Here is a 22,345-nt window from a genome sequence, read left to right as displayed (position 1 = left end):
AATTGAAACGATCACCTTGCAAGATTCATAGCCTACTTCGGACTCATTTAGATAAGTTTGTTAGTTCATATTCCCTAACCAAGACCGAAGCGGGGAGATGAAGAAACGCACTAAATTTTCTAATCATCGTGAGCGACAACGGCTGCTTATAATTAAGCACTTTGCTTATGGTTCCTTTGTCTCCATATACAGCAGCAAGATCGGACGGCTTATAGCCGAAATCGTCCATACGTATTTTAATCATCTGAATAGGATCAACCTCCGGCAGATCCCAATTCTTATTTTCAAAATTTTCTATAAGATGCGCCAAAAGGAGCTTCTCCTGATGTTCCGCCCCAAGGGTCGAATGTTTAACCTCTTCGTACCTTGCGACAGCATTATCATATGCTTCTTCGGTTTCAATTAAAAACCATTGTGGTTTTTTTATCATAATTGTTAAGTTTAACCCTCACACAGAACTGGCGTCGATTCCATCGTATTCTGAATGGGTACCAATAAATCTAATTTCGACAAGTTTATCTGCGTAATCTACCTCGATGATTAAACGAAATTTGTTACCGGTGATTTTAAATCGGGCGCGTTTACTCGGAATAAGTTTTGCCTTTGGAAAATCAGCCAGTATGTCTATGCCTTTTTCCCAGATGGCCTCTTGTACTACCTTTCTCCAGGTAAAAATACTATTAGCAGCATCCGCATGTTTTTTGGCAAAATCCTGCAATTTCTTTTGATAGATGATGATCATCGTTTTTTAATTTGTTGTTATCTATCAGCGACCTCCTTGCATTTTAAATTTTTTTACATTTTTACGTCGTTCAATCAGGACTTTCCAGAAATGATTGATCAAAGATAAACAACGGTTGGCAAAAATCCAACTTTTATTACAAGGTGAGCTCGATTCATCAGGTCAGTTCAAACATTACATTTCAGATTTATTTTACTGCGTAAGACCGCCATGTCATCACTGACCTTTTGCTCCAAAACACGGGCATAGATTTGTGTGGTCGCAATTTTTGTATGACCTAGCATCTTGCTGACCGTTTCAATAGGAACGCCATTAGAGAGTGTTACAGTGGTCGCAAAAGTGTGACGGGCAATATGGAAGGTCAGATTCTTTTTAACGCCGCAGAAGTCAGCAATTTCCTTCAGGTAGCTATTCATTTTCTGATTGCTCAACAAGGGAAATATCGTGCCGTTTGAAATTGCCCTGATATTACCAGCGTAACTTGCGATAATATCTTGCGCCCTGTCAAGCAGTGGCGTATTGACCGGGATGGAGGTCTTCTGACGGGACGTTTTAATCCATGGCTGACCGTCAATTCCTTTTACAATATGGTCCGGCCTCAAATTCATCAGGTCAACATAAGCAAGGCCAGTATAACAGCAAAAAACAAACATATCCCTGACCATTCCGAGACGCTCTATCTGAAATATCTTTCTTTCGATAGATTCCAGCTCCCATTCGTTTAAAAACTCTTTCTCTACTTTCTTCTTTTTCATCTTAAACCCTTTGAAGGGGTCTTTTTCAATCCAGGTCAAGCTTATAGCCAGGTTAATCATTTTCTTTAGCCGTACGAGATGCTTTAATACCCCGTTTGTATCCATTGGCTTTTGGTGATCGGCCGGTTTATGGTTGTGTAAGAAAATTTCGAAATCGGAGATGAATTTGTAATTGAGCACAAAAAGCGCTATGTCTTCTTTTTTATATTTCAGTTTAAAGAATTTTATGAGGTAACGCTGCGTGACGTAATAATGCCGCATTGTGCCGGTACTCAGTAACGCCAGGGCCTGTTCGTTATGATAAGCTACCAGTTCGCTGAACATGATCGGGGTATCATCCTGCACGTTTCCCAAAAAGGCATCTTTTAGCGTATCACTTGTGATCCGCTCACCGTTAAGCTCCATATCCCGGTAATGCGCCTTTATAGCCATCCGAACTTCGTCGAGATACTCATTGATCGCCCGGCCAGACTTGGTGTCCTTTCTGCCTCCGCCTTTAATCTTGTCCCAATGTTCTGTATCTGCCTGGAAGTTCTTCAAAGCCATATAGCTCCTGGTGCCATCCACCACCAAACCTAAAAAAACCGGCGCGAAGCCGTCCTTTGTCCTTTCAGCCCTCAATTTGAAGTGAATACTGAATCTGTTTGTTGCTTTCATACTTAATTTGTTTTAATACAATTTAAAATGGTTTGATATTTTGGTACTCCAAACCGATGGAAATACCATGTCAAACAGGCTCAATACAGGTCGTTTTTAATGCTTATTTTTCAGAGTTAAATGCCTGATAAATAATTAATTACAACGTTTTAGAGTACCACAAATGTAGAAAACAAAATCTGGTACTCACTTTGGTACCGGAAACATTAAGAAAGTATGCGTTAAATTGAGATGGCTGAAAACATAAAACCCTGTAAATCATACAATTTACAGGGTTTCGATACGGCTTGATATGCCTCTTGGTGGGAGTTACTGGGTTCGAACCAGTGACCCTCTGCTTGTAAGGCAGATGCTCTGAACCAGCTGAGCTAAACTCCCTTTTGTTTGTTATTCTCTTTCGAGCATAACCCCCTTGCGTTTGGGTCTGCAAATATAGAAACTCTAATCTATTCGTCAAAAGTTTTTTTTCATTTTTTATTAAGGTGCTGATTTTTAGCCTGATCTTTTTTTATTGACTTTAAAAAATCACTTTTCAGGCCTTCATAGCCACGTGCTGACCGGGTCTTGGGTCCTCAGGAAGTATTTCCATGGCGGGGTAGCGGATATAATTAGCGTACCACTTAATGGCGTCAACTAAATCAATGGCGTCTTCAGGCATAACTTCAATCGTTTCAAACGCAAATAACTTATTATTAGCATAGCCATATAATTGCAGTTCATTATCATCCGGACTAAACCTTTCCTCATCCAAACAAAAAACCCTCACTTTCAATCGGGTATCTCTCGAATGAATTACATCCCTGCACGGATTACTGGGATCGGTAGCCAATAAATAAATATTATGGTCCATAGCGTTAACAACAATGCAATTGGCGTATGGTTTCCGGAGTTATCATTTATATTAAAATAAGTATTTGCACAAGCTATAATTAACATACGGGGCAAATAGCCCCCAAATTCTGGGAAGTATTTTCTACAGACAATTGATTATCAGCTAATAAAACCATCATTTAACAGCACATTTACCTTAGCCTAACAATTGGCACTCCATTTGAATTAAACTTATTACCCTTCTAAAAGGGTTGTTTTTCATAGGTAGATGTAGGGCCGAAACACTGCGAGAGGGTTTCGGCCTTTTTTTGTCTTAAAAAAAAACCAGCCTTGCTGTTTCATCGTATTTAACATATCTGATTTTCTTACCTCAAAATTAATTTTCTGCAAACCGCAGCACTTTCCGCATTTTATAAAATTTAATTTTTAAGAAAATACTCTTATTTAGAGTAAGTTAATTTTCGTTATGGTAAAACCAATGCGTTTGATCGGGCGTATATCATATACAAAACAAACTAATTATAACTCTAAAAACTTTTCATTTATGAAAACAGAATCACAAGAAAACATATTGCAGGCAAACATGGCCCGGAGGTCGTTTTTGCGTTATGCAGGTGTTGGTGTTGCATCTGTGGGCTTATTAGCTACTGCAGCATGCCACAAAGACCATCAGGCACCAACTCCTCCGGCTAACGGGGTAGACCTTGGTGCGAAAAACGACTTCGCCATTTTAAATTATGCCTATGCTTTAGAGCAGCTGGAAGCCGCTTTTTACCTGCAGGTAGCAGCTACGCCATACAGTGGCATTACTTCTGCGGAAACAGCGTTGCTCACCGATATTCGTGATCATGAAGTTTTACACCGTGAATTTTTCAAAGCCGCTTTAGGATCCAAGGCTATTCAGGATCTGACTCCTGATTTTTCTTCTATTGATTTTAGCAACCGCGCTAAGGTTTTAGCAGCAGCAAAGGCGTTTGAAGATACAGGCGTAACAGCTTATGACGGAGCAGGTTATTTGATTGCCGATGCTAATTACCTGTTAATTGCCGGTAAAATTGTTTCGGTTGAGGCGCGCCATGCGGCATTGATCAGCAACCTCATCCTTCCCGGATCATTCGCTGCATCTGACGTAAGCGATCCTGCAACAAGTTTAAATAAATCAGCAAGCATTCCTGAAGTTTTGAAGATAGCCAATATGTTCTTAAAAACTAAAGTTAGCGCAGTTAATTACGGATACACAGCATCTTAAACCCAAAGCCATGAATTTATTAAATATCATAGAAGAAATAGAAAATGTTGATCCGGAAGTTTACGGCAGGCTGAGCCAGCGTCGCGACGTGATCAAAAACATAACCAGCTTTGGTTCAAAAGTAGCAATCGCGGCTTTACCATTTGCTGTAGGCACCATGTTCAAAAAAGCATATGCACAAAGTACAACTGCACCATCTGTTATTGATGTATTAAATTACGCGCTTACATTGGAGTATCTTGAATCGGCGTTTTACAATGCCGGTAAAGCAAAGGGAACAGCTTTAATACCTGCTGATGCCGCCTCTAAATATTTCAATCAGGTAACTACCGACGAAAATAACCACGTTACATTTTTAACAGCGGTGATTAAACAGCTGGGGGGTACTCCTGTGACCTCACCAAAATTTGATTTAACCGGTGGTGGTGGCAATAACAATGGCCCATTTGCCGATGTATTAACTAACTACAGTACCTTTTTGGCCGTTGCACAAGTGTTTGAAGATACTGGTGTAAGAGCATACAAAGGTCAGGCAGGCTTCCTGTTAAACAATCAGGTTGTGTTAACTGCAGCACTATCTATACATGCAGTTGAAGCACGTCACGCTTCGGCTATCCGCCAGATACGGGGCTTAACACCGTGGATCACCAGTACAGCAACCCTTGGTAACGATACTAAAATATCATTGGTTGATGGTAATTACGACGGAGAACAAAATGTAACCCAGGGCGGTGTTGATGTAACCACGTTAAAAAGCGCTACAGGGAGCACTACTTCGGTAGCAGTAGCTACTGCGGCTTTTGACGAAGCATTAAGCAGCGATCAGGTATTGAAATTACTTTCAGGAAGCTTTATCGTAAAATAACCGTTTTTACCAAAATATACTTGATTTAAGAGGGCCGCTTATTATTAAATAAGCGGTTTTTTTATGCTTTTTATTTTGATAGTAAAACATTTGGACTCCTTTTATATAATCCCGTCAATATTTAACCTGTTATATAATAGCTCCCTTCTTTATTAAAATACGAATTAACTAACACAAAAATAAATTTACAAGTTACATATTGTTCATTTTGTTCGTACACAGATTAAAAATGAACAAAATGACACACAGGCACTTGTTAGTTTAATTTAGAAATTTCGAATAACAACATATTTTTTCATTTATTTTATCATATTTTCACCCATCTACAAAAAATATTAAAAGTTTCATACTATATGAAAACATATCCTAAAGAAAATATACCCGGGGTGATTATGCCAAGACGGTCGTTTTTACGCCATGCCGGTGTTGGTGCAGTATCGGCAGGCCTGTTAGCTACTGCGGCCTGCCATAAAGGTAACCAGATCATGGTTAGACCTAATAAGATAGATATTGGTAAAGGTGACCTTTCTATCTTAAACTATGCTTACGCTTTAGAACAGATAGAGGCAGCTTTTTACACCCAGCTTATTCAAACTCCATACACCGATATTACTACTGACGAGCGGGCTCTTTTCACAACCATCCGTGATCAGGAAATATTACACCGCGAATTTTTTAAAGCAGCTTTAGGTTTAAACGCTATTCCAGACTTAGTCTTCGATTTTAGCACCATTGATTTCACCACCAGAAGCAATGTACTTTTTGCTGCTAAATCATTTGAAGATATTGGCGTTTTGGCCTATGTTGGCTCAGGTCATTATGTACAAAATAAAGATTACCTGACCATAACAGCTAAAATAACTTCGGTAGAGGCAAGGCATGCGGCATTACTCAGCAATATGATAGTCCCCGGAACTTTCAACGCTGGCGATCAGGTTGATGGTAACGGACTGAACAAATTTTTAGGTATTCCCGATGTACTGTATTTGGTGAATTCTTATCTGAAAACCAAAGTAGCTGCCGTTTATTATGATTATCAGGTTTAATCCCCCATACCTATGAATTTGTTTAACGTTATTAAAGAAATAGAAAAAATTGACCCGGAGTTTAACGATAAGCTAAACCCGCGCCGGGCGGCAATTAAAAACATAACCCGCTTTGGTTCAAAGGTAGCTTTGGCTGCCGTACCTTTTGCATTGGGCACCATGCTTAAAAGAGCTTACGCTGCTGATACAACAACACCCGCGGTAATTGATGTTTTGAATTTCGCGCTTGTATTAGAACATCTGGAATCGTCATTTTACAACTTGTCAACCGGCAACGGCACAGTGATTCCTCCCAATATATCATCCTATTTTAATACCATTCGCGATGATGAAAACAGGCATGTATTGTTTTTACAGGCTGCCATAACCACACTTGGCGGTACGCCAATAACATCTCCAAAATTTGATTTTACGGGAGGAAACGGCTCGTTCACAGGCCCCTTTGCTGATGTTTTCACCAATTATAATACCTTTTTAAAACTCGCCCTTGCATTTGAGGATACAGGTGTGCGTGCATACAAAGGCCAGGCATCAAACTTATTGAGTAATCAGGATATATTAACATCGGTATTGTCTATTCATGCGGTTGAAGCCCGCCATGCATCAGCAATACGGCAGATACTTAAAATTTCGCCATGGATAACCAGTACCACCGCATTGGGTAATGATACCGGCATCAGCCAGTTTGATGGCAATTACCAGGGCGAAGAAAATACAATACAAGGAGCTTTTGATGTTACAAAACTACCTGGATTAACAGGTAGCACTACAGATATTGGCATTGCAACAGCTGCCTTTGATGAGCCCTTAACTATGGATCAGGTGCAAAATCTGATAAAAATATTTATTGCACCCTAATCAGGTTGGGCATTATTAAATTCATTCAGGAACACCGCATGGTTAGCCATGCGGTGTTTTTTATATTGAGATTACTTATTCAAGGCTTGCACGCCAAATTTTATCAGATCATCGGGTTTAATAAAGCCAACCGTTCCGTAAACAGGCTTGCCTTTAGGCGTAAAAACTATCAGTGTGGGATAGGCTTGCAAACCCCATTGAGCCGCAAGTTCCGGACCTTCTCCTTTTTCCATATCAAGCGCCACATTGATAAAGTTGCTATTATAAAACTCGGCAACCTTATTATTTTTAAATGTGGTAGCCTTAAGCAATTTACACGGACCGCACCAGGTAGCATAGGCATCAACAAAAATGTATTTGTTTTGAGCGGCCGCCTGCTTTAAGGCTTCGTTCCATGAGTTTTCAATAAAAATGATCTCGGACGCTGGTTTGCCTTTTATCTTATTAACTCCCTGAGCTTTACTACCAAAAGCGCATACAACAAAGCACATTATTATAAAAGCAATTTTTAATACAGCAAATAGTTGTTTCATAAAAAAATATAACTCCTGTTTGAGTTTATAAAAATAGCACATATAAACTATATGTTCATATATGCTATAGTAAATGCTATTTGTAACGCAGTGAAACAATTAAGGCCTGGTACGGTGACCGCCACCCTGTTGTTCTTGCTGCTGTTGTTGTTGCTGCCGCTGAGCCTCCTGCTGTTGACGTTGTGCCTGTTGTTGCTGCCGCTGAGCCTCCTGCTGTTGACGTTGTGCCTGTTGCTGCTGACGCTGAGCCTCTTGCTGTTGCTGACGTTGTGCATTTTGTTGTTGGCGCTGAGCCTCCTGCTGTTGCTGACGTTGTGCATTTTGCTGCTGGCGCTGAGCTTCCTGCTGTTGCTGACGTTGGGCATTTTGCTGCTGGCGCTGAGCCTCCTGTTGCTGTTGACGCTGTGCATTTTGCTGTTGGCGCTGTGCTTCCTGCTGTTGCTGACGCTGTGCATTTTGTTGCTGACGTTGTGCGTTTTGCTGCTGGCGCTGTGCTTCCTGCTGTTGCTGACGTTGGGCATTTTGCTGCTGGCGCTGACCGTCTTGCTGTTGTTGACGCTGTGCATCTTCCTGTTGACGTTGTGCTCCCTGTTGTTGGCGTTGAGCCTGTTGTTGCTGTTCACGCTGGGTCTGTTGCTGCCTTTGTGTTTCTTGCTGTTGCTGACGTTGTGCGTCTTGTTGCTGGCGCTGTGCATTTTGCTGTTGGCGCTGTATTTCAAGCTGCTGATTAGCTTGCCCCCGGTTAGATGGATTAACCCGCTGGCCGCCTCCGGCATTAGGCTGCGCGGGTTGCTGATTAGCTGGTTGTGCCGGCCTTGCCGAGCGGTTATGGTTATTGATACTTACCAATTTGTTATTTTCACTTTTTGCCACTTCTGCTAACCGGGCTGCATTGTTACGGTTTACGGTAGCTTGTCCGCCCACACGGTGTGCAATTCCGTTATTAGGATTTTCTTTCCGGTATTCAGCCGCATTTACTACCCTGGCAGGCCTTGCATCAGGGTTTCTCTTTATTTCGGGGCGATAAATATTCAGCTGGTTATTACTGATACTTGGCCTCGTGTTAACCCTGGTACCGGTACCAACACGATAAACAGGTACATTTTGCCTGGTAACCCGCCTGATCTCGGCAATGCGCGGTCCGGTTACATAAGTACGCTTATTGTAAACGTAAGTGTTGTTAATAATAGTAGTACGATTTATAATATTTACTACCCTGGTATGCGGTACATAATAGTTGTAAATATTAGGGCTGTTGATATAAGCCTGTGGGGCGCATACCCAATAATAATCGGGCACGTGATAACTGTTACCAAATGATAAATTGATGCTTATTCCCGGCGATAGTGGAGCCCATCCGTAATAACCGCCGCCGCTGCGCCAGCTAACCCATGCCGGTGCCCATTCATGTCCTGGTATCCATTCCCAGCCATAATAATCATCATAGCGCCAGCGGCCGTAATGAAAGGTAGCCCACCCCCAAGGGTAATCAGAAACCCAGGTATTACCATAGTCTGTTACCACCCAGTGCCCATTGGTGGCATAAGGTCTGAAACCGTCTTCGGCATCAGGTATCCAAACGTCACCATAGTTAGGGTCGTTAACCCAGGTACCATAGGGGTCAAGTTCGTCGTAAAATTCCTGGTCAGAAACATAATCGCCTTCCTGTGCCCTGGCTTTATTCGGAGCGGCCAGCATTATCAAAAATGCTATTAAACCTAAGCCGCATATTTTCTTCATAAAATTCATCTTCTATCAGGATTAAAATGATCGATTATAACTTATATGTAAGTATGACCAATTATTTCATAAAACGTTTAAACCAACAAATGTTTTGATGTACAACAATGTTTGGTGTATACGTTTATACTTGAAGGTTTTTTATTTATAACTTGCATATGCTATCCTAAAAATTAAATAATTTTACACTCCATTATCCATAAGATTACTATGAGCACAGTAAATATTCCACGGCTTGACCTGAGCAATTATATTAATGGCAGTGCTGCCGACCGTAAACAATTTTCGGACGATATTGGTAAGGCTTTCAACGAAACCGGCTTTGTAACCATCACCAATCATGGCCTAAGCAAGCAATTGATAGATGAACTTTATGAGCAGGTAAAGGCCTTGTTTGCCCTGCCTGATGCTACTAAATTAAAATACGAAATACCGGGTCTTGCGGGCCAGCGCGGTTATACCGGCAAAGGCAAAGAAACTGCCAAAGGCTTTAAAACGCCCGATTTGAAAGAGTTTTGGCAAATAGGCCAAACCGTAACAGATGGCTCGCCGCTGAAAGAGCTGTACCCTGATAATATTGTGGTTGAAGAGCTGCCTGCTTTTAACACCACCACCCGTGAAATTTATAAAAAACTGGAAAGCGCCGGTACTCACTTACTTAGGGCCATTGCAGTTTATTTAAATTTAGACGAGCATTATTTTGATAACAAAGTGCATAACGGCAATTCCATACTGCGCACTTTACACTATTTTCCTATTCCTGATCCCGATTCGGTACCTGCGGACGCCGTACGTGCCGGCGCACATGAGGATATAAACCTGATAACTCTGCTGATAGGAGCCAGTGCCGATGGCCTGGAGGTGCTTACCCGCGAAGGTTCATGGTACCCGGTTAAAGCCCATGGCGAAGATCTGGTTGTTAACGTTGGCGATATGTTGCAGCGCTTAACCAACAACAAACTAAAATCAACCACGCACAGGGTTGTGAACCCGCCGCGCGACCAGATGAAAAACTCCCGTTACTCAGTACCGTTCTTTTTGCATCCGGTATCAGACATGGATCTGTCAAGCCTGGAAACCTGCATTAATGCAGAGCATCCAAAAATATATCCAGACATTACTGCCGGCGAATACCTGGATGAGCGCCTGAGAGAGATAGGTTTAAAAATGTAATAAAAAAACAAAGAGGTTGTCTCAAAAATCTGAGAACAGCCTCTTTGTAGTAACAAGGTGATTACTTTGTTGCTATTTATTTTTTCCTGTTGCGGGCACCGCAACATGTCCATATACATTAAGCGTTATAGTACTGGCGTGTACAAAACCCAGCGTACTTCCCGGAATTGTGTGTAGATAGTATTTCAGATAAGTATTCATGATACTTTGCGATACCTTTATGTAAGATTGTTTTACGTCATTGTCGCCCATAAAATCAACAAGTGGTATCCGGTAAGACATTTGCCCCTGATTATCAACAAATACCGAAAATGAATAAGAAAAATCCTGATAGGCTTTATAAATATTTATATCAAAGGTGGGATCAAGATAATCATCTGATGAATCAAAATTATTCATAATATCCGGCTTGGTATGCCACTGTTTTACAGTTACTAAAGGGCTATTACTTTTTAACTGAACCGTTTGCCTGGCAGCGAATGCTTTTTTTATATCTTGATTAGCCTTTTCGGCCAACGCTTTTACAAACAAGGTATCCTTACGGCTCGGGTGTCTAAGGATAGTGGTATCTGAATGCAAAACATTTTTAACATAGTCATCAGCATAAAAAAGCATATAAACCTTTGAGCCACCAATATCAATCATATCGCCTTTTGCCTGTAGTATCTCCATAATGATACTATCCTTTGTGATTTTCTTTATTTTAAGCCATGATCTTGCGGCGTTAAAAACAGAATCATACCCTCTGGTTAGCGGAAAGTTAATAAACTGATTTTTTGTAGGGCTAAAAATACTTACCGAATCATCAGAAACAAACTTCATTTTCCACTGAGGTTCCAGTTGATATCCATACTCATTAAATGACAGGCCATTTTTTTGCCGCCTTGCCACTTCGCTGTAATTGATACCATTGAAAGCCTTAAATGATATAAGCTCTTTTTTACTATTCCCTGAGTTTGCACTGCTATTACAGCCTGCATAAAGTACGGTAACGATACCCAGTATTATTAAAGTAAGGGCGTTTATTGTTTTTCGGGTCATTTTAAACATTGCGGTTTAAAGATATACATTTCAACAAACTCATATAGATAGATTTAATTATACAATGTTTGATATAGCATAAACTTTACAATGTTGATAAGTGAAAGACAGGATGATTGGGAAAACTGAAGAAAAACCCAGTTAAGAGGTAACCTTTTTTACTTTTTCATCTCTTCATGAATAGCCCTTAAAAACTCATTGGCATGTTGGGAGCCAATAATATAGAGCAGGCCATCGCGATCGGTAAGGTGGATAGCATCATTACCTGCGGCGTAAAAACGGATAGTTCCTTTGGTGTGCAGATTATAAACCGGGTTGTTGAACAGGTAACGGCTGTATATTCCTTTTTCAACTTTTACGATGCTGTTCAGGTCTATTTTTACGAGGCGAGCCGTCCATAGCCCATTAAGTAAAATACTTTTATTTTGAACACGGGTACCAAAATGCAGCAGGAAACCCATAATAATGGAAATGATGATAATAGCAAAACCAACAACAACCAGCAGATCTCCGTTGCGTTCACGTTCGTCGGTAAAAAAATAGGCCGCGAAACAAAACATGGCCAAAACAAGGCGAATGGTAATAGGTATAAACTCCCGGCCCAGGTACTGTTTTTCTACAAAAATTGCTTTATCGCTCATTTTAATTTATACAATTCGAAGATAGTAACTTTTTTAGTGTTATCACTTACTTTATACCTTTCGTCGGGCCGGTAACCGCCAACCCATATCACATCGCCATTGCCATTGATAAGTAAAGGAACTTCATTTTTTTGATGAAGCGCTATTTTTTGATTTATAAAAAAATCGCTAAGCTTTTTACTTCCCTTCATCCCGAGGGGGTAAAAATAATCGCCTTCCTGCCATGCGCGTATCTGCAACGGAAACTCCAATAAGGCAGCATCTACCGATACAGCCAGCGGGTTATCTTTTATGATCAGCGGACTATCATCATGCAAAACATTCAGTTTAAAATTACCATAATGCAGTTCATGATCCTGCTCATTGATGAGTGCTGGCACAGGTTCAACACTCGTTTTTTTCTGTAATATCAACCTGTCGCGGTCAAGTATCAGTAAGTATCCCGCCGATTCAAATACCCTTCCCGAATGTTTATCCAATGCCGATAGCAGATCATCAATCGTAGTTTCATTAAAACCATAATCCTGCAGTAACTTAAACAACAATAAGCGGGCAGGGTTTAATTGCTTCACCTCATCAATTAACAAATACTGTCCGCCGGCATCGGTTTTTAATACTGTTTTCTTTAATATAGTTAGCTGGTTCTCCAGTAATGTTTCCAGATCGCGAAAATGCCTCAGGTTATTTTCAAATGTTTTTTCAAGGCTGGGATTCAGCTCTTTTAGCTTCGGTATTACTTCGAGGCGTATTTTATTACGTGCATATTTTGCTGATGCGTTGGAGCTGTCTTCTACATAAGAGAGCTTATTCTCGGCAACTATTCCGGCTATTTCGTCGCGGTTTAAAAACAGCAGGGGGCGCACCAATGTCCCGTTTTGTGGTAAAATGCCGTGTAAGCCTGCTATACCCGTGCCCCGGGTAAGATTTAACAATATTGTTTCAATTGTATCGTTTTGGTGATGCGCAAGTGCAATAACCTGGTAATCTGATTGCTGGCAAACAGTATCAAACCATTGGTAACGCAGTTCGCGTGCGGCCATTTGGATAGATATTTTATTTTCGGCCGCGTAATTCCCGGTATCAAAATTGATAGTATGGAAAGGTACACGAAGCTGATTGGCCAGGTTGTTGCAAAACTCCTGGTCGCGCAGGGCTTCGGGGCCGCGCAGCTGAAAATTACAATGGGCAATGCCAAAGTTAAAGCCGGCGGCTTTTAATAAATGGGTCATTAAAACAGAATCCATGCCACCGCTTACCGCAGCTAAAATTTTGCTGTGGGGCGTAAACAACGTATTTTGTTCAATAAAATCAACAAACTGTTTAAGTGGTAGCATTCATCAAAATTATTAATTTAATAACCCCAACAAAAAACTAATTTTGCCGGCGTGAGGAAATATGTTTTAAGCGTTTTACTATTGATGATTGCGGGCACGGTTATGGCCCAAAAGCAGAAAAAGAAATCGATAGTAAATTTAATACAGTCGGAAAGCAGCACATTAAACAATGTTAACGGCCGTACTATTATTAAAGTTTATAAAGGTGTTTTTAAACAGGATTTTTCGATCTTGCGATCAGACAGTGCCTACTTTTATCCAAAGGAAAATGCTTTTGACGCTTTTCGCAATGTTAATATTAACCAGGGAGATACCCTCAATATTTATTCAGACAAGCTAAACTATAACGGTAATACCAAAACGGCTATCCTTACCGATAACGTTAAAATGATTGACCGGGATGCCATACTCACCACTAATTACCTTACTTACAATACCGCAACGCGCATAGGCACCTATACCAGTGGCGGCAAACTGATAAATAAAGACAACGTACTCACCAGTAAAAACGGTTATTACTTTGCCAACTCGCGCGATTCCTATTTCCGGTACGATGTGGTATTGAACACTGCCGATGCCATTATTAAAAACGATACCCTGCGGTACAATACAGGTACACGGATAGCCTATTTTTACGGCCCCTCCAACATCTATGGCAAAAAGGATAAAGACACCCTTTACACCGAAAACGGTTTATATAACACCATTACCGAGCAGGCTTTTTTTGGCAAGCACAACCTGTATAAACAGGGTACCAAATCATTAAAGGGTGATAGCCTGTTTTACGACAGGCTAAAAGGGTATGGCCGCGCGGTTAAAAACATCACCTTTAATGATAACGAACAAAAGATAACCCTTAAAGGTGATCTGGGTACTTATTTCAGGGCCGATGAGCGCACTGTTGTTACACAGTACGCCTACATGATCATGGTTACCGAACAAAAAGACAGTACTCAAACAGATTCGGGTGCTGCCAAGATACCGCCAACAGTGCAGGCCAAGCAGGGTAAAGCAATATCCGGTGCGCCAAACATTACCAGCATGGCTAAAATGGCCCAGGATCTCAAACCAAAAGGTGTTCTCTCCAAACCCGATTCGGTCAGGATAGATTCTGCCGCCCGGGAACTCATTAAACAAAACAAAAACCTAAAGCCGGGCGATGCCTTGCAAAAAGCTACCGAGCTATCAAACATAGCCACTCGGATTCAATCAAAAGGAGGGGTGATCGGGAAGGCTGATTCTGTGAAGATAGATTCGATAGCGAAAACAGCTGGCATACAAACCAAAAATTTAAAATCGCCTGCCGATGCCGATAAAAAGCTCATGAACATGGCTAAACTGATGAGTGATATCAAGCCTAAAAAGCTCGATAAACCCTCACCAGACCTAACAGATACATCTAAAACTAAGCTAAAGCGGGACTCGATATACATGACTGCCGATACGCTGGAAACCCAGATCATGACCTATAAAAATCTCAAGATTTACCAGGAAACGCAGCGCGCGCTACATTTCAGGGATACATCAGAGGCTGGGTTAAAGCGTGCCGTTTTCAACGCGAAATTAAAGGGAATGCCCCTGGTATCATTACATATCCCTAAGGATACCAGCTACCTGCATCCCAACTTTTTCGGCAAGCCAAAGGTTGATTCCGTTCAGATAAAAAAGGATATAGCAACTGCCGCGAGGAAGGCCCGGCAGGATAGCATCAGGAGGATCTCAATGAAAAAAGATCCTGTTTTTGCAACGCGCGAATTTAATGTGAGCGATACCGCCCGCATCAGGATCGTAATCGCGCATCATAATGCCAAGATATTTAAATCGGATTTGCAAGGAAAGGCCGACTCCATCTTTTACAGTAATGCCGACTCCACCATCCGGTGCTATGTTGAACCTATTTTCTGGACACAGGGGTCGCAGTTATCGGGGGATACTGTTTACCTTCAAATGCGGAACAAAAAGCTTGACAACATTGAGCTGTTCCCATCGGCATTTGTTGTGAATATTGAGAAGACCGATTCACTTCATTTTAACCAGCTATCGGGCAGGAAGATGCGAGGTTTCTTCAAAAGCGATAAACTCGAGAGGCTGTTTGTGGCCGTTAATGCCGAGAGTATTTACTTTAAGCGCGACAGCGGAAAGGTGGCCGGTATGCAACGATCACTCAGCAGCCGGATACGAACCATATTTAAAAATGGGCAGGCATCAGAAGTTACGTTTTTAACAAAACCCGAAAACCGCTACATACCCATAGCAAAGGTAACGGAAGAGGATAAGGAACTCAAAGGTTTTATCTGGCAACCCAAAGAGCGGCCTGTTTCAAAAGAATCCATCATTCCGTCACGCACTAAAAAGCCGCGTGTCGCGGTTAAACACCCGCCAAGGGTTAAGCCTGATACTACGCATAAGGTTCAACCCGACAGTCTGAACAACATGGAACCGGATAGTCTGAAAGGTCATCCTAAACTTAATTCAGACTCTACCCAGGCTCCGATGGATACTATTACCAATCCACAGAGTAAAATAAAAAAGACCAACCTTGTTAAACCAGCAGTAGGGAAACCTTTAACTGTTGTTCATGCTGCGGCAAAAGGAGCTGCCAATAATACGGCAACACCAGCCGTGATAAAAGCCACTGTTGATACTACTGCTAATAAAAAGGGGAGCCCATCACCACCAAAAATGGTTTCTGACACATCCGGCAATCCGCCGGCTAAAAAAACCGGGAGCTAATTAGTGAGAGAAATTATACATCATCTTATTCCTTTCCAAAACCATATTTCTGTATCTTTTTTTGGATATAGCCTTGCCTGCGGCTGCCAGCCTCCTGTAAGGTTGCAGCGTCCGAAAACTGTGTATCATCAACCTTGGGTACTCCAATGCGCTGCGCACTGTAAATACCGGAGTGCCCGCTAAAAAAGTAAGCGGTAAAGCAGGCTACTGCAAAAAACAAGGCATACTCGCCACCAAAAAGTTCAATCCCCATAAAGGTACAAGCGAGGGGTGTATTGGTAGCCCCGGCAAAAACAGCTATAAAACCTAACGCGGCAAACAGGCTCACGGGCGCATCCATCAATATCGAGAGGGTATTTCCCAGCGTTGCACCTATGTAAAACAGTGGCGTAACCTCGCCCCCTTTGAAGCCGGTAGCCAGTGTAAGCGTGGTATAAATAGTTTTCAAAAGCCAGCTCCATGTATCGGCACCACCTGCGTGAAATGCGGATGGTATGGTAACCGCCCCGGCATGTTCGGCATCAACACCAAGACTCAGGTAGTCGGGTTTGCCGATAAGTGCGGTTAAACCGATGATGATCAACCCGCCCAGTACCGGGATAAGCCAAGGGATGGATACCCGTTTTACAAAAAACGATTTGATACCATGCACCATATAGGCAAACAGGAAGCTCGCCAGCCCAAAAGCAGCTGAAGCGATGATAACTTTTGCCAGCAATACAAAATCAAACGACAAATAACCCGAATACCAATGTGGTGCAAGCTTGAAAACATCAATATGATAAGCCGTATGGTGAACACCCCAGGCAGCTACAGTTACATCGCCAATTACACCGGCTATTAAGCAAGGTAGCAAGGCATTGTACTGAATGCGCCCAATGGTCAGCACTTCCATGGCAAAAATGGCTCCGGTTAATGGCGTACCAAAAACAGCCCCAAAGCCCGCTGCTATACCTGCCGTAAGTACAATTCGGGTGTCGGCCTCATTCAGTTTAAACCATTTCCCAAACATTTGAGCTATGCTGCCGCCTATTTGTACTGCCGTACCCTCGCGCCCGGCCGAACCGCCAAAGAGATGGGTGATAACCGTTGTAACAAGCACAATGGGAGCCATCCGTTTAGGCACGCCTCCACCGGGGTTATGAATTTCGTCAATAATGAGGTTATTTCCCTTTTCGGCCGATTGCCCAACCAGTTTATAAATAAAATAGATGAGTACGCCTGCCAGGGGTAAAAGATACAACAAGTAAGGATGACCAAACCTGAAATGGATGGCCAGCGTTAGCAACCATAAAAACAGCGCCACCATACTACCAATAACTATGGCGATGGGTACGATGATAAATGTCCACCGGAGTAAATGCTTGAGTATAAAAAAATATTCGGACGTAAAATTTTTGTCGTTCATTTTATTGGGAACTAATTTAGGTTAAATATGCCGGGATTGAAAAGTGGGCGATTGAAGTGAGCATCGGATGCTCGTGATTGCCCTGTACCTCGTAATAACAAGAGGACGGTTCTTTTTTGTTTAGGAGCTAAACAGAAAAGCAATAGTGATTGCAGCCATGGATTATGGCCGTACAATTTTAAAAATGTTTGATTGAGATTTTTTTTCACCTACAAAAAATTAGCGCAGAGCAAAACCCCGCGGATCAATTATTTGTAGGCGCCATCAGCTTTTTAGGGCGGTTAAATAGGAAGACACCATTTCCTTAATGCAAATATAGCTTTTTTGCGCGATTTAAAAAGCCATAACAAGCCGGGGTAAGTAATAAACAAACCCGGGCGCTATAATTAAAGTTGATATTTAAGCAGCCAGTTCAATCTCTTTAATTGAGATAAACAATAGCCGACCCTGGTATTCAACCCAAATGTCAGCAAAGCCACTACCATCGTAACCTAAAAATTTTAAAAAATGGTTACTTGTGATATTTAAATTCTTCCATCTTTTACCAATGTACTTAAGTAATTGACCACGCTTTAGGGTTGTGTGCTTTGCCATAAGTTTTAATTTTTAAAAGTGAAACAATAGCCCAAGTTAATTAACATAAACGATAAAATTTAATCTTTAGAAAAAATACCGCGAATGTATCATCTATGTTACGTAGGCGTCGATAAAAAAACGAATCACAAAAAAAATGCTGTTGTAAAAGTTAAACAACAGCATTTAATATTAGTTTTAAATTAAGTTACTGCTTTACAGCAATTTAATTATTTTTCATTTTGCCAGGGCATTTACTCCTGCACTTGTCAATTACCTCGAGGTAATAATTTTCGTACAAAGGTAAAATGGTTGCCAAATCAAACTCTTTGGCGCGGGCCAATGCGTTTTCTTTAAACATAGCCAGGCGGGCTTCGTCTTCCAGTATATAGATAGCACTTTCGCCCATTCCGGCAACATCACCCACGTCTTTCAGGAAACCGGTAAGGCCATCAACATTAAGCTCTGGTAAACCTCCGGCATTGGTACTGATTACCGGAACCTTGCAGGCCATAGCCTCCAACGCCGCCAAACCAAAGCTTTCAGATTGTGAAGGCATCAGGAACAAGTCAGCAACTGAAAGTATTTCTTCAATGGCATCCTGTTTACCCAAAAAGCGCACATTATCGGTCACGTTCAAATCGCGGCACAGCTGCTCACAGGCAGAACGCTCCGGACCGTCACCAACCATCAGTAATTTTGAAGGGATCTTTCTAACAACCTCAGCAAATATTTTCACAACATCCTCGGTGCGTTTTACCTTACGGAAGTTAGAGGTATGCACCAATATTTTTTCGCCCGATGGCGCTATGGCTTTTTTAAAGTGATCTTTAGCCTTAAGGCTGAAACGGTTAAGATCAATAAAGTTCGGTATCACCTTAATATCGTTCTCTATATCAAAAAACTCATAGGTATCGTGCATCAGGTTTTCAGAAACCGCTGTTACACCGTCAGATTGATTTATAGAAAAAGTAACTACCGGCTTAAAAGTACGATCTTTACCAACCAAGGTAATATCGGTACCATGTAGGGTGGTAACTACCGGGATATAAATACCGTAGGTTAACAATATTTGCTTGGCCATAAAGGCGGCCGAAGCATGAGGGATGGCGTAATGTACGTGTAATACATCAAGCTTTTCATGACGCACCACATCAACCAGCCTGCTGGCCAGGGCCAGTTCATAAGGCTGAAAATCAAAAAGTGGATAGTTGGATACGGATACCTCGTGATAAAATAAATTTTCGGAAAAGAGATCTAAACGGGCAGGTTGGTTATAGGTAACAAAGTGAACCTGGTGACCGCGATCGGCAAGGGCTTTGCCAAGTTCTGTAGCAACAACGCCGCTTCCGCCGAAGGTAGGATAGCAAACAATTCCTATTTTCATTTATACAATTTTGGCTGCAAGTTTAACAGCAATTTATGGTAAATGTGTTAACACTGTGTAAAATGATTTAACTTAGTTAAGTTACTTATTTTACAAACTTTATTCAACACCAATTACAAACCATGCAAAACGTTATCAATTTAAAAATCAACAGCATACAACATATCGGCATACCGGTTACCGATATAAAAACGTCAGTAACATTTTACAGCAGGCTTGGCTTTAAAAATGTGATGGAAGAACCCTTTACAGACAAAGACGGCAGTGGCACTTGCGTAATGATGCAACTGGGAAGTATCATATTAGAGCTATATCAACTACCTGAAGCTGCTTTAGCTGAGATCAGGACGCGCAGGCACGGCCATATTGACCATGTGGCCTTTGACGTGAGCGATATTGATGAAACTTTTGAGGTAATTAAACAGGCTGGTTTACCTATACAGGAAGAAGCACCCGTTTTTCTGCAATTCTGGAAAAACGGGTGCAAATATTTCAACACTACAGGCCCCGATGGCGAACGCCTGGAGTTTAACCAGATACTTTGATTTAGGTAGATGTGGGATTTCAGATGTTCGATTTCGGATTTATTTTTACTAATTCAAGTGATTTTCTATACATAACCAGTTTAGCAAATTCCGAAACCGAACATCCGAAATCCGAAATTCCCATTAAAGTGGATTGGTAAGCCACCACGTATTACCAAAAGGGTCTTTAACACCGGCGCTGCGGCCATATGGCTGATCGGCCGGTGTTGTAATACTTTCCGCGCCATTATCAATGGCCTTTTTATAGGTTTCATCGCAGCTGTCAACATAAATGAACATACCTGCGTTTTGCTGCGGATATTCATCGGTACTGTCGGCAAGCATAATGGTGCTGCCTTCAATGTTTACTTCGGCATGCATAATATGGCTTTCATCACGCATATGCTTGTATTGCTCTGTTGCACCAAACACGTTTTGCATAAACTCAATAAATTTTCCTGCGTCCTTGATAATCAGGTAGGGCATAATGCGCTGATAATTTACAGGAATGCTTTTTACTTGTTCCATAATAATTAGTTTTTATTCAAATTTAGCCGACCCGATCCCTCCAAAATTGTAAAAACCGGACATTTTAATTTTCTGATTCCCCCCATCAGTCGCTGTTGCGAAACTCCGTTCCTTCGGCCTTACCCGAAAAATAAAAGCCGGGATGATAACCTGTAAAAGTTTTAACGTCATGTATAAAATGCGATTGATCGTAATAACCGCATTCCAGCGCTATCTGGGTAAGCGGCTTGTTGCTTCCGTATTGATTAATGGCATCATGCAGGCGCATAAGCCGCAGGTATGTTTTGGGGCTAAATCCTGCATACGCTTTAAATTTCCGGTCGAACTGCCTTGCCGAAAAATTAAAAACATCGGCCAGCTGCGCTACCGTTTTATATTGACTGGAATGAATCACCTGCCTGATAGAGGTAATAATACGATCATCAACCGGCACATGATTCCGCAGGCGCATCAATAAAAAATCGCTGAGTATCCGGGCTCGATTTTGATTATCGGGCGCCAGCATAATCCGCTCTTCCAGTTCGCGGCCTGCCGAACCTAAGAAAGTATCATAATCAAGCGCCAGGTTGCTGGTATGGCTACTTGGTATATTAAAGAAACGTGGAACAGCAAAAGGATATAGGTAAGCACCAAAAATGCCAAAGCTTTCACCCGTTACAAAACGCCGGTAAGTATTGGTTTGAAACTGAATGCCCGATTTACTCAGCTCCTGACCACCCCTCGCAGTAAGCTCATCAAAACTTGCCCGGTAATGAAATACCAGTTCGGTACAGCCATCAGCAATGGAGCGGTAAACGTATTGGGGTTCACCTTCCCGCAGCTCATGCTCCAGCACCCAAAAAAACCTCACAAAAGGTTTTAATATTTCCGGCGGTGGAATGGTATAATACTTCATTTTGTATTTGGGATATTCGATTTCTGACTTACATAAAGTTATGGTTTATTGATTGATAAATAACATTGATGACCAGATACTTAATAGCAAGTATTCTATTTTCTTGTCATTGCGAGGAGGTACGACGAAGCAATCGCGAATCAGTAGGTTGTCTCTGTAAAGTATACGATTGCCGCGCTACGCTCGCAATGACAACTATACATAAAAAACGCCTTAGCGGATTTTAATTCTGCTAAGGCGTTCATTTATATTTTGGTATTTTAAAGCCTTTCCAATTTATTTTATTCCCAATTTCGCTTTTACATCTGCCGTCAAATCATCGGCCGGGCCAGATACCAGCAGTGGGTTACCACGCGATGAGTCAATAACATAAGCGATATTTTTTGCCTTGGCTACTTCTTTAACAGCAGCGGTGGCTTTATCGGCCAATGGCTTAACAAGCTCGTTTGATTTTGCTTCAACTTTCTGCTGTGCATCGGTCTGGTAATCCTGCATACGTTTTTGCAGATCCTGTAATTCGGTTTGTTTGGTGGCCCTTACAGCATCGGTCATGGTTTTGCCCTGATCCTGATAAGCCTTTCCTTTAGTTTGCAGCTCGTTATTCATCGCGGTTAACTGATCAACAAACTGTTTTTGATAGGCGTCAATTTGTGGTTTAATAGCTTTAGCCTCGGGCATCTGACCAATTAAACCCTGAAAATCAACATAACCAATTTTTGATTGTGCTCTTGAAACCTGCCCTGCAAATAATAAGCCTACAGCAATTAAAGTTACTTTGAATACGTTTCTCATTTTTACCATTTAAAATTCATAAAGGTAGGGTAACATCAAG

22 protein-coding genes, 1 tRNA gene and 1 riboswitch are annotated in these 22,345 nt (G+C 41.6%); of the genes, 7 read left to right on the top strand and 16 right to left on the bottom strand.

Annotated elements, in window-relative coordinates:
• Window positions 1–43 precede the first annotated feature (43 nt).
• The 5 genes from QWZ01_RS22355 to QWZ01_RS22335 all read right to left on the bottom strand — a co-directional run bounded on the left by QWZ01_RS22355 (window position 44) and on the right by QWZ01_RS22335 (window position 3,004).
• On the bottom strand, window positions 44–430 hold the full coding sequence (locus QWZ01_RS22355; RefSeq protein WP_290327304.1) for a helix-turn-helix domain-containing protein: 387 nt from the start codon (window positions 428–430) through the stop codon (window positions 44–46).
• An 18-nt stretch (window positions 431–448) separates the two neighbouring features.
• Window positions 449–742: a type II toxin-antitoxin system HigB family toxin gene (locus tag QWZ01_RS22350; protein ID WP_290327302.1), complete on the bottom strand. Its 294-nt coding sequence runs from the start codon at window positions 740–742 to the stop codon at window positions 449–451.
• A 167-nt stretch (window positions 743–909) separates the two neighbouring features.
• Window positions 910–2,154 carry a site-specific integrase gene (locus tag QWZ01_RS22345; protein ID WP_290327300.1) on the bottom strand — a complete coding sequence of 415 codons (1,245 nt, stop codon included), beginning with the start codon at window positions 2,152–2,154 and terminating at the stop codon, window positions 910–912.
• Window positions 2,155–2,454: 300 nt separating this feature from the next.
• Window positions 2,455–2,532: transfer RNA gene (locus QWZ01_RS22340), tRNA-Val, on the bottom strand.
• A gap of 154 nt (window positions 2,533–2,686) precedes the next feature.
• Entirely contained in the window at window positions 2,687–3,004 is a 318-nt protein-coding gene (locus QWZ01_RS22335; RefSeq protein WP_290327298.1) for a hypothetical protein, read from the bottom strand.
• Window positions 3,005–3,529: 525 nt separating this feature from the next.
• Here QWZ01_RS22335 and QWZ01_RS22330 point away from each other — a divergent pair.
• The 4 genes from QWZ01_RS22330 to QWZ01_RS22315 all read left to right on the top strand — a co-directional run bounded on the left by QWZ01_RS22330 (window position 3,530) and on the right by QWZ01_RS22315 (window position 7,003).
• A complete protein-coding gene (locus QWZ01_RS22330; protein WP_290327297.1) occupies window positions 3,530–4,234 on the top strand; it encodes a ferritin-like domain-containing protein in 705 nt (234 codons plus the stop codon).
• A gap of 10 nt (window positions 4,235–4,244) precedes the next feature.
• Window positions 4,245–5,099 carry a ferritin-like domain-containing protein gene (locus tag QWZ01_RS22325; RefSeq protein WP_290327296.1) on the top strand — a complete coding sequence of 285 codons (855 nt, stop codon included), beginning with the start codon at window positions 4,245–4,247 and terminating at the stop codon, window positions 5,097–5,099.
• Between the two features lie 353 nt (window positions 5,100–5,452).
• Window positions 5,453–6,145 carry a ferritin-like domain-containing protein gene (locus tag QWZ01_RS22320; RefSeq protein ID WP_290327295.1) on the top strand — a complete coding sequence of 231 codons (693 nt, stop codon included), beginning with the start codon at window positions 5,453–5,455 and terminating at the stop codon, window positions 6,143–6,145.
• Between the two features lie 12 nt (window positions 6,146–6,157).
• Complete coding sequence (locus tag QWZ01_RS22315; protein ID WP_290327294.1) at window positions 6,158–7,003, top strand: ferritin-like domain-containing protein; 846 nt, start codon at window positions 6,158–6,160, stop codon at window positions 7,001–7,003.
• Between the two features lie 71 nt (window positions 7,004–7,074).
• On the opposite strand, the gene QWZ01_RS22310 is transcribed toward QWZ01_RS22315, so the two are convergent.
• Window positions 7,075–7,536, bottom strand: a complete 462-nt coding sequence (locus tag QWZ01_RS22310; RefSeq protein WP_290327291.1) for a thioredoxin family protein — start codon at window positions 7,534–7,536, stop codon at window positions 7,075–7,077.
• Window positions 7,537–7,635: 99 nt separating this feature from the next.
• A complete protein-coding gene (locus tag QWZ01_RS22305; protein ID WP_290327289.1) occupies window positions 7,636–9,276 on the bottom strand; it encodes a DUF6600 domain-containing protein in 1,641 nt (546 codons plus the stop codon).
• Window positions 9,277–9,486: 210 nt separating this feature from the next.
• Here QWZ01_RS22305 and QWZ01_RS22300 point away from each other — a divergent pair, with 210 nt between their 5' ends.
• Window positions 9,487–10,449, top strand: coding sequence for an isopenicillin N synthase family dioxygenase (locus QWZ01_RS22300; protein ID WP_290327288.1), 963 nt, complete (start codon window positions 9,487–9,489; stop codon window positions 10,447–10,449).
• Window positions 10,450–10,521: 72 nt separating this feature from the next.
• On the opposite strand, the gene QWZ01_RS22295 is transcribed toward QWZ01_RS22300, so the two are convergent.
• The 3 genes from QWZ01_RS22295 to tilS form a co-directional block, all read right to left on the bottom strand.
• Window positions 10,522–11,490 (bottom strand): hypothetical protein, encoded by a 969-nt coding sequence (locus QWZ01_RS22295; RefSeq protein WP_290327286.1) that lies wholly within the window; start codon window positions 11,488–11,490, stop codon window positions 10,522–10,524.
• Window positions 11,491–11,648: 158 nt separating this feature from the next.
• Window positions 11,649–12,131: a hypothetical protein gene (locus QWZ01_RS22290; protein WP_290327284.1), complete on the bottom strand. Its 483-nt coding sequence runs from the start codon at window positions 12,129–12,131 to the stop codon at window positions 11,649–11,651.
• Window positions 12,128–13,465, bottom strand: coding sequence for a tRNA lysidine(34) synthetase TilS (gene tilS / locus QWZ01_RS22285; protein WP_290327282.1), 1,338 nt, complete (start codon window positions 13,463–13,465; stop codon window positions 12,128–12,130). The genes QWZ01_RS22290 and tilS overlap by 4 nt, the downstream gene beginning before the upstream one ends.
• A gap of 51 nt (window positions 13,466–13,516) precedes the next feature.
• Between tilS and QWZ01_RS22280 the strand changes: the two genes are divergently transcribed.
• Window positions 13,517–16,198: an OstA-like protein gene (locus tag QWZ01_RS22280; RefSeq protein ID WP_290327280.1), complete on the top strand. Its 2,682-nt coding sequence runs from the start codon at window positions 13,517–13,519 to the stop codon at window positions 16,196–16,198.
• Window positions 16,199–16,223: 25 nt separating this feature from the next.
• On the opposite strand, the gene QWZ01_RS22275 is transcribed toward QWZ01_RS22280, so the two are convergent.
• The 3 genes from QWZ01_RS22275 to bshA form a co-directional block, all read right to left on the bottom strand.
• Entirely contained in the window at window positions 16,224–17,606 is a 1,383-nt protein-coding gene (locus tag QWZ01_RS22275; protein ID WP_290327278.1) for a voltage-gated chloride channel family protein, read from the bottom strand.
• A gap of 248 nt (window positions 17,607–17,854) precedes the next feature.
• A riboswitch (Fluoride riboswitch) is annotated at window positions 17,855–17,919 on the bottom strand.
• An 86-nt stretch (window positions 17,920–18,005) separates the two neighbouring features.
• The gene (locus QWZ01_RS22270) at window positions 18,006–18,200 is read right to left on the bottom strand and encodes a hypothetical protein (protein ID WP_290327275.1); all 195 of its coding nucleotides are present in this window, start codon (window positions 18,198–18,200) and stop codon (window positions 18,006–18,008) included.
• A 205-nt stretch (window positions 18,201–18,405) separates the two neighbouring features.
• Window positions 18,406–19,566 (bottom strand): N-acetyl-alpha-D-glucosaminyl L-malate synthase BshA, encoded by a 1,161-nt coding sequence (gene bshA, locus QWZ01_RS22265; protein ID WP_290327273.1) that lies wholly within the window; start codon window positions 19,564–19,566, stop codon window positions 18,406–18,408.
• A gap of 122 nt (window positions 19,567–19,688) precedes the next feature.
• On the opposite strand from bshA, the gene QWZ01_RS22260 reads away from it, so the two are divergent.
• The gene (locus QWZ01_RS22260) at window positions 19,689–20,111 is read left to right on the top strand and encodes a VOC family protein (protein ID WP_290327271.1); all 423 of its coding nucleotides are present in this window, start codon (window positions 19,689–19,691) and stop codon (window positions 20,109–20,111) included.
• 123 nt (window positions 20,112–20,234) lie between these two features.
• Here the strand turns inward: QWZ01_RS22260 and QWZ01_RS22255 are convergent, their stop codons facing one another.
• The 3 genes from QWZ01_RS22255 to QWZ01_RS22245 all read right to left on the bottom strand — a co-directional run bounded on the left by QWZ01_RS22255 (window position 20,235) and on the right by QWZ01_RS22245 (window position 22,305).
• Entirely contained in the window at window positions 20,235–20,618 is a 384-nt protein-coding gene (locus tag QWZ01_RS22255; RefSeq protein ID WP_290327269.1) for a VOC family protein, read from the bottom strand.
• Window positions 20,619–20,703: 85 nt separating this feature from the next.
• Complete coding sequence (locus tag QWZ01_RS22250) at window positions 20,704–21,513, bottom strand: helix-turn-helix domain-containing protein (RefSeq protein WP_290327267.1); 810 nt, start codon at window positions 21,511–21,513, stop codon at window positions 20,704–20,706.
• A gap of 276 nt (window positions 21,514–21,789) precedes the next feature.
• Entirely contained in the window at window positions 21,790–22,305 is a 516-nt protein-coding gene (locus tag QWZ01_RS22245; RefSeq protein ID WP_290327265.1) for an OmpH/Skp family outer membrane protein, read from the bottom strand.
• Window positions 22,306–22,345: the final 40 nt, after the last annotated feature.

This window comes from Mucilaginibacter aquaedulcis (genome assembly GCF_030409325.1).
Taxonomy (GTDB): domain Bacteria; phylum Bacteroidota; class Bacteroidia; order Sphingobacteriales; family Sphingobacteriaceae; genus Mucilaginibacter; species Mucilaginibacter aquaedulcis.
Note: the sequence above shows the minus strand (reverse complement) of the source record. Positions and strands in the feature narration are given on the sequence as shown.

What these genes read in the sequence shown, in the direction of transcription:
- QWZ01_RS22255 (WP_290327269.1), bottom strand. Translation starts at nt 20,618, where the DNA reads ATGGAACAAGTAAAAAGCATTCCTGTAAATTATCAGCGCATTATGCCC.
- QWZ01_RS22335 (WP_290327298.1), bottom strand. Translation starts at nt 3,004, where the DNA reads ATGGACCATAATATTTATTTATTGGCTACCGATCCCAGTAATCCGTGC.
- tilS (WP_290327282.1), bottom strand. Translation starts at nt 13,465, where the DNA reads ATGCTACCACTTAAACAGTTTGTTGATTTTATTGAACAAAATACGTTG.
- QWZ01_RS22270 (WP_290327275.1), bottom strand. Translation starts at nt 18,200, where the DNA reads ATGGCAAAGCACACAACCCTAAAGCGTGGTCAATTACTTAAGTACATT.
- QWZ01_RS22295 (WP_290327286.1), bottom strand. Translation starts at nt 11,490, where the DNA reads ATGACCCGAAAAACAATAAACGCCCTTACTTTAATAATACTGGGTATC.
- QWZ01_RS22275 (WP_290327278.1), bottom strand. Translation starts at nt 17,606, where the DNA reads ATGAACGACAAAAATTTTACGTCCGAATATTTTTTTATACTCAAGCAT.
- QWZ01_RS22305 (WP_290327289.1), bottom strand. Translation starts at nt 9,276, where the DNA reads ATGAAGAAAATATGCGGCTTAGGTTTAATAGCATTTTTGATAATGCTG.
- QWZ01_RS22310 (WP_290327291.1), bottom strand. Translation starts at nt 7,536, where the DNA reads ATGAAACAACTATTTGCTGTATTAAAAATTGCTTTTATAATAATGTGC.
- QWZ01_RS22345 (WP_290327300.1), bottom strand. Translation starts at nt 2,154, where the DNA reads ATGAAAGCAACAAACAGATTCAGTATTCACTTCAAATTGAGGGCTGAA.
- bshA (WP_290327273.1), bottom strand. Translation starts at nt 19,566, where the DNA reads ATGAAAATAGGAATTGTTTGCTATCCTACCTTCGGCGGAAGCGGCGTT.
- QWZ01_RS22245 (WP_290327265.1), bottom strand. Translation starts at nt 22,305, where the DNA reads ATGAGAAACGTATTCAAAGTAACTTTAATTGCTGTAGGCTTATTATTT.
- QWZ01_RS22300 (WP_290327288.1), top strand. Translation starts at nt 9,487, where the DNA reads ATGAGCACAGTAAATATTCCACGGCTTGACCTGAGCAATTATATTAAT.
- QWZ01_RS22325 (WP_290327296.1), top strand. Translation starts at nt 4,245, where the DNA reads ATGAATTTATTAAATATCATAGAAGAAATAGAAAATGTTGATCCGGAA.
- QWZ01_RS22330 (WP_290327297.1), top strand. Translation starts at nt 3,530, where the DNA reads ATGAAAACAGAATCACAAGAAAACATATTGCAGGCAAACATGGCCCGG.
- QWZ01_RS22355 (WP_290327304.1), bottom strand. Translation starts at nt 430, where the DNA reads ATGATAAAAAAACCACAATGGTTTTTAATTGAAACCGAAGAAGCATAT.
- QWZ01_RS22290 (WP_290327284.1), bottom strand. Translation starts at nt 12,131, where the DNA reads ATGAGCGATAAAGCAATTTTTGTAGAAAAACAGTACCTGGGCCGGGAG.
- QWZ01_RS22350 (WP_290327302.1), bottom strand. Translation starts at nt 742, where the DNA reads ATGATCATCATCTATCAAAAGAAATTGCAGGATTTTGCCAAAAAACAT.
- QWZ01_RS22250 (WP_290327267.1), bottom strand. Translation starts at nt 21,513, where the DNA reads ATGAAGTATTATACCATTCCACCGCCGGAAATATTAAAACCTTTTGTG.
- QWZ01_RS22260 (WP_290327271.1), top strand. Translation starts at nt 19,689, where the DNA reads ATGCAAAACGTTATCAATTTAAAAATCAACAGCATACAACATATCGGC.
- QWZ01_RS22320 (WP_290327295.1), top strand. Translation starts at nt 5,453, where the DNA reads ATGAAAACATATCCTAAAGAAAATATACCCGGGGTGATTATGCCAAGA.
- QWZ01_RS22315 (WP_290327294.1), top strand. Translation starts at nt 6,158, where the DNA reads ATGAATTTGTTTAACGTTATTAAAGAAATAGAAAAAATTGACCCGGAG.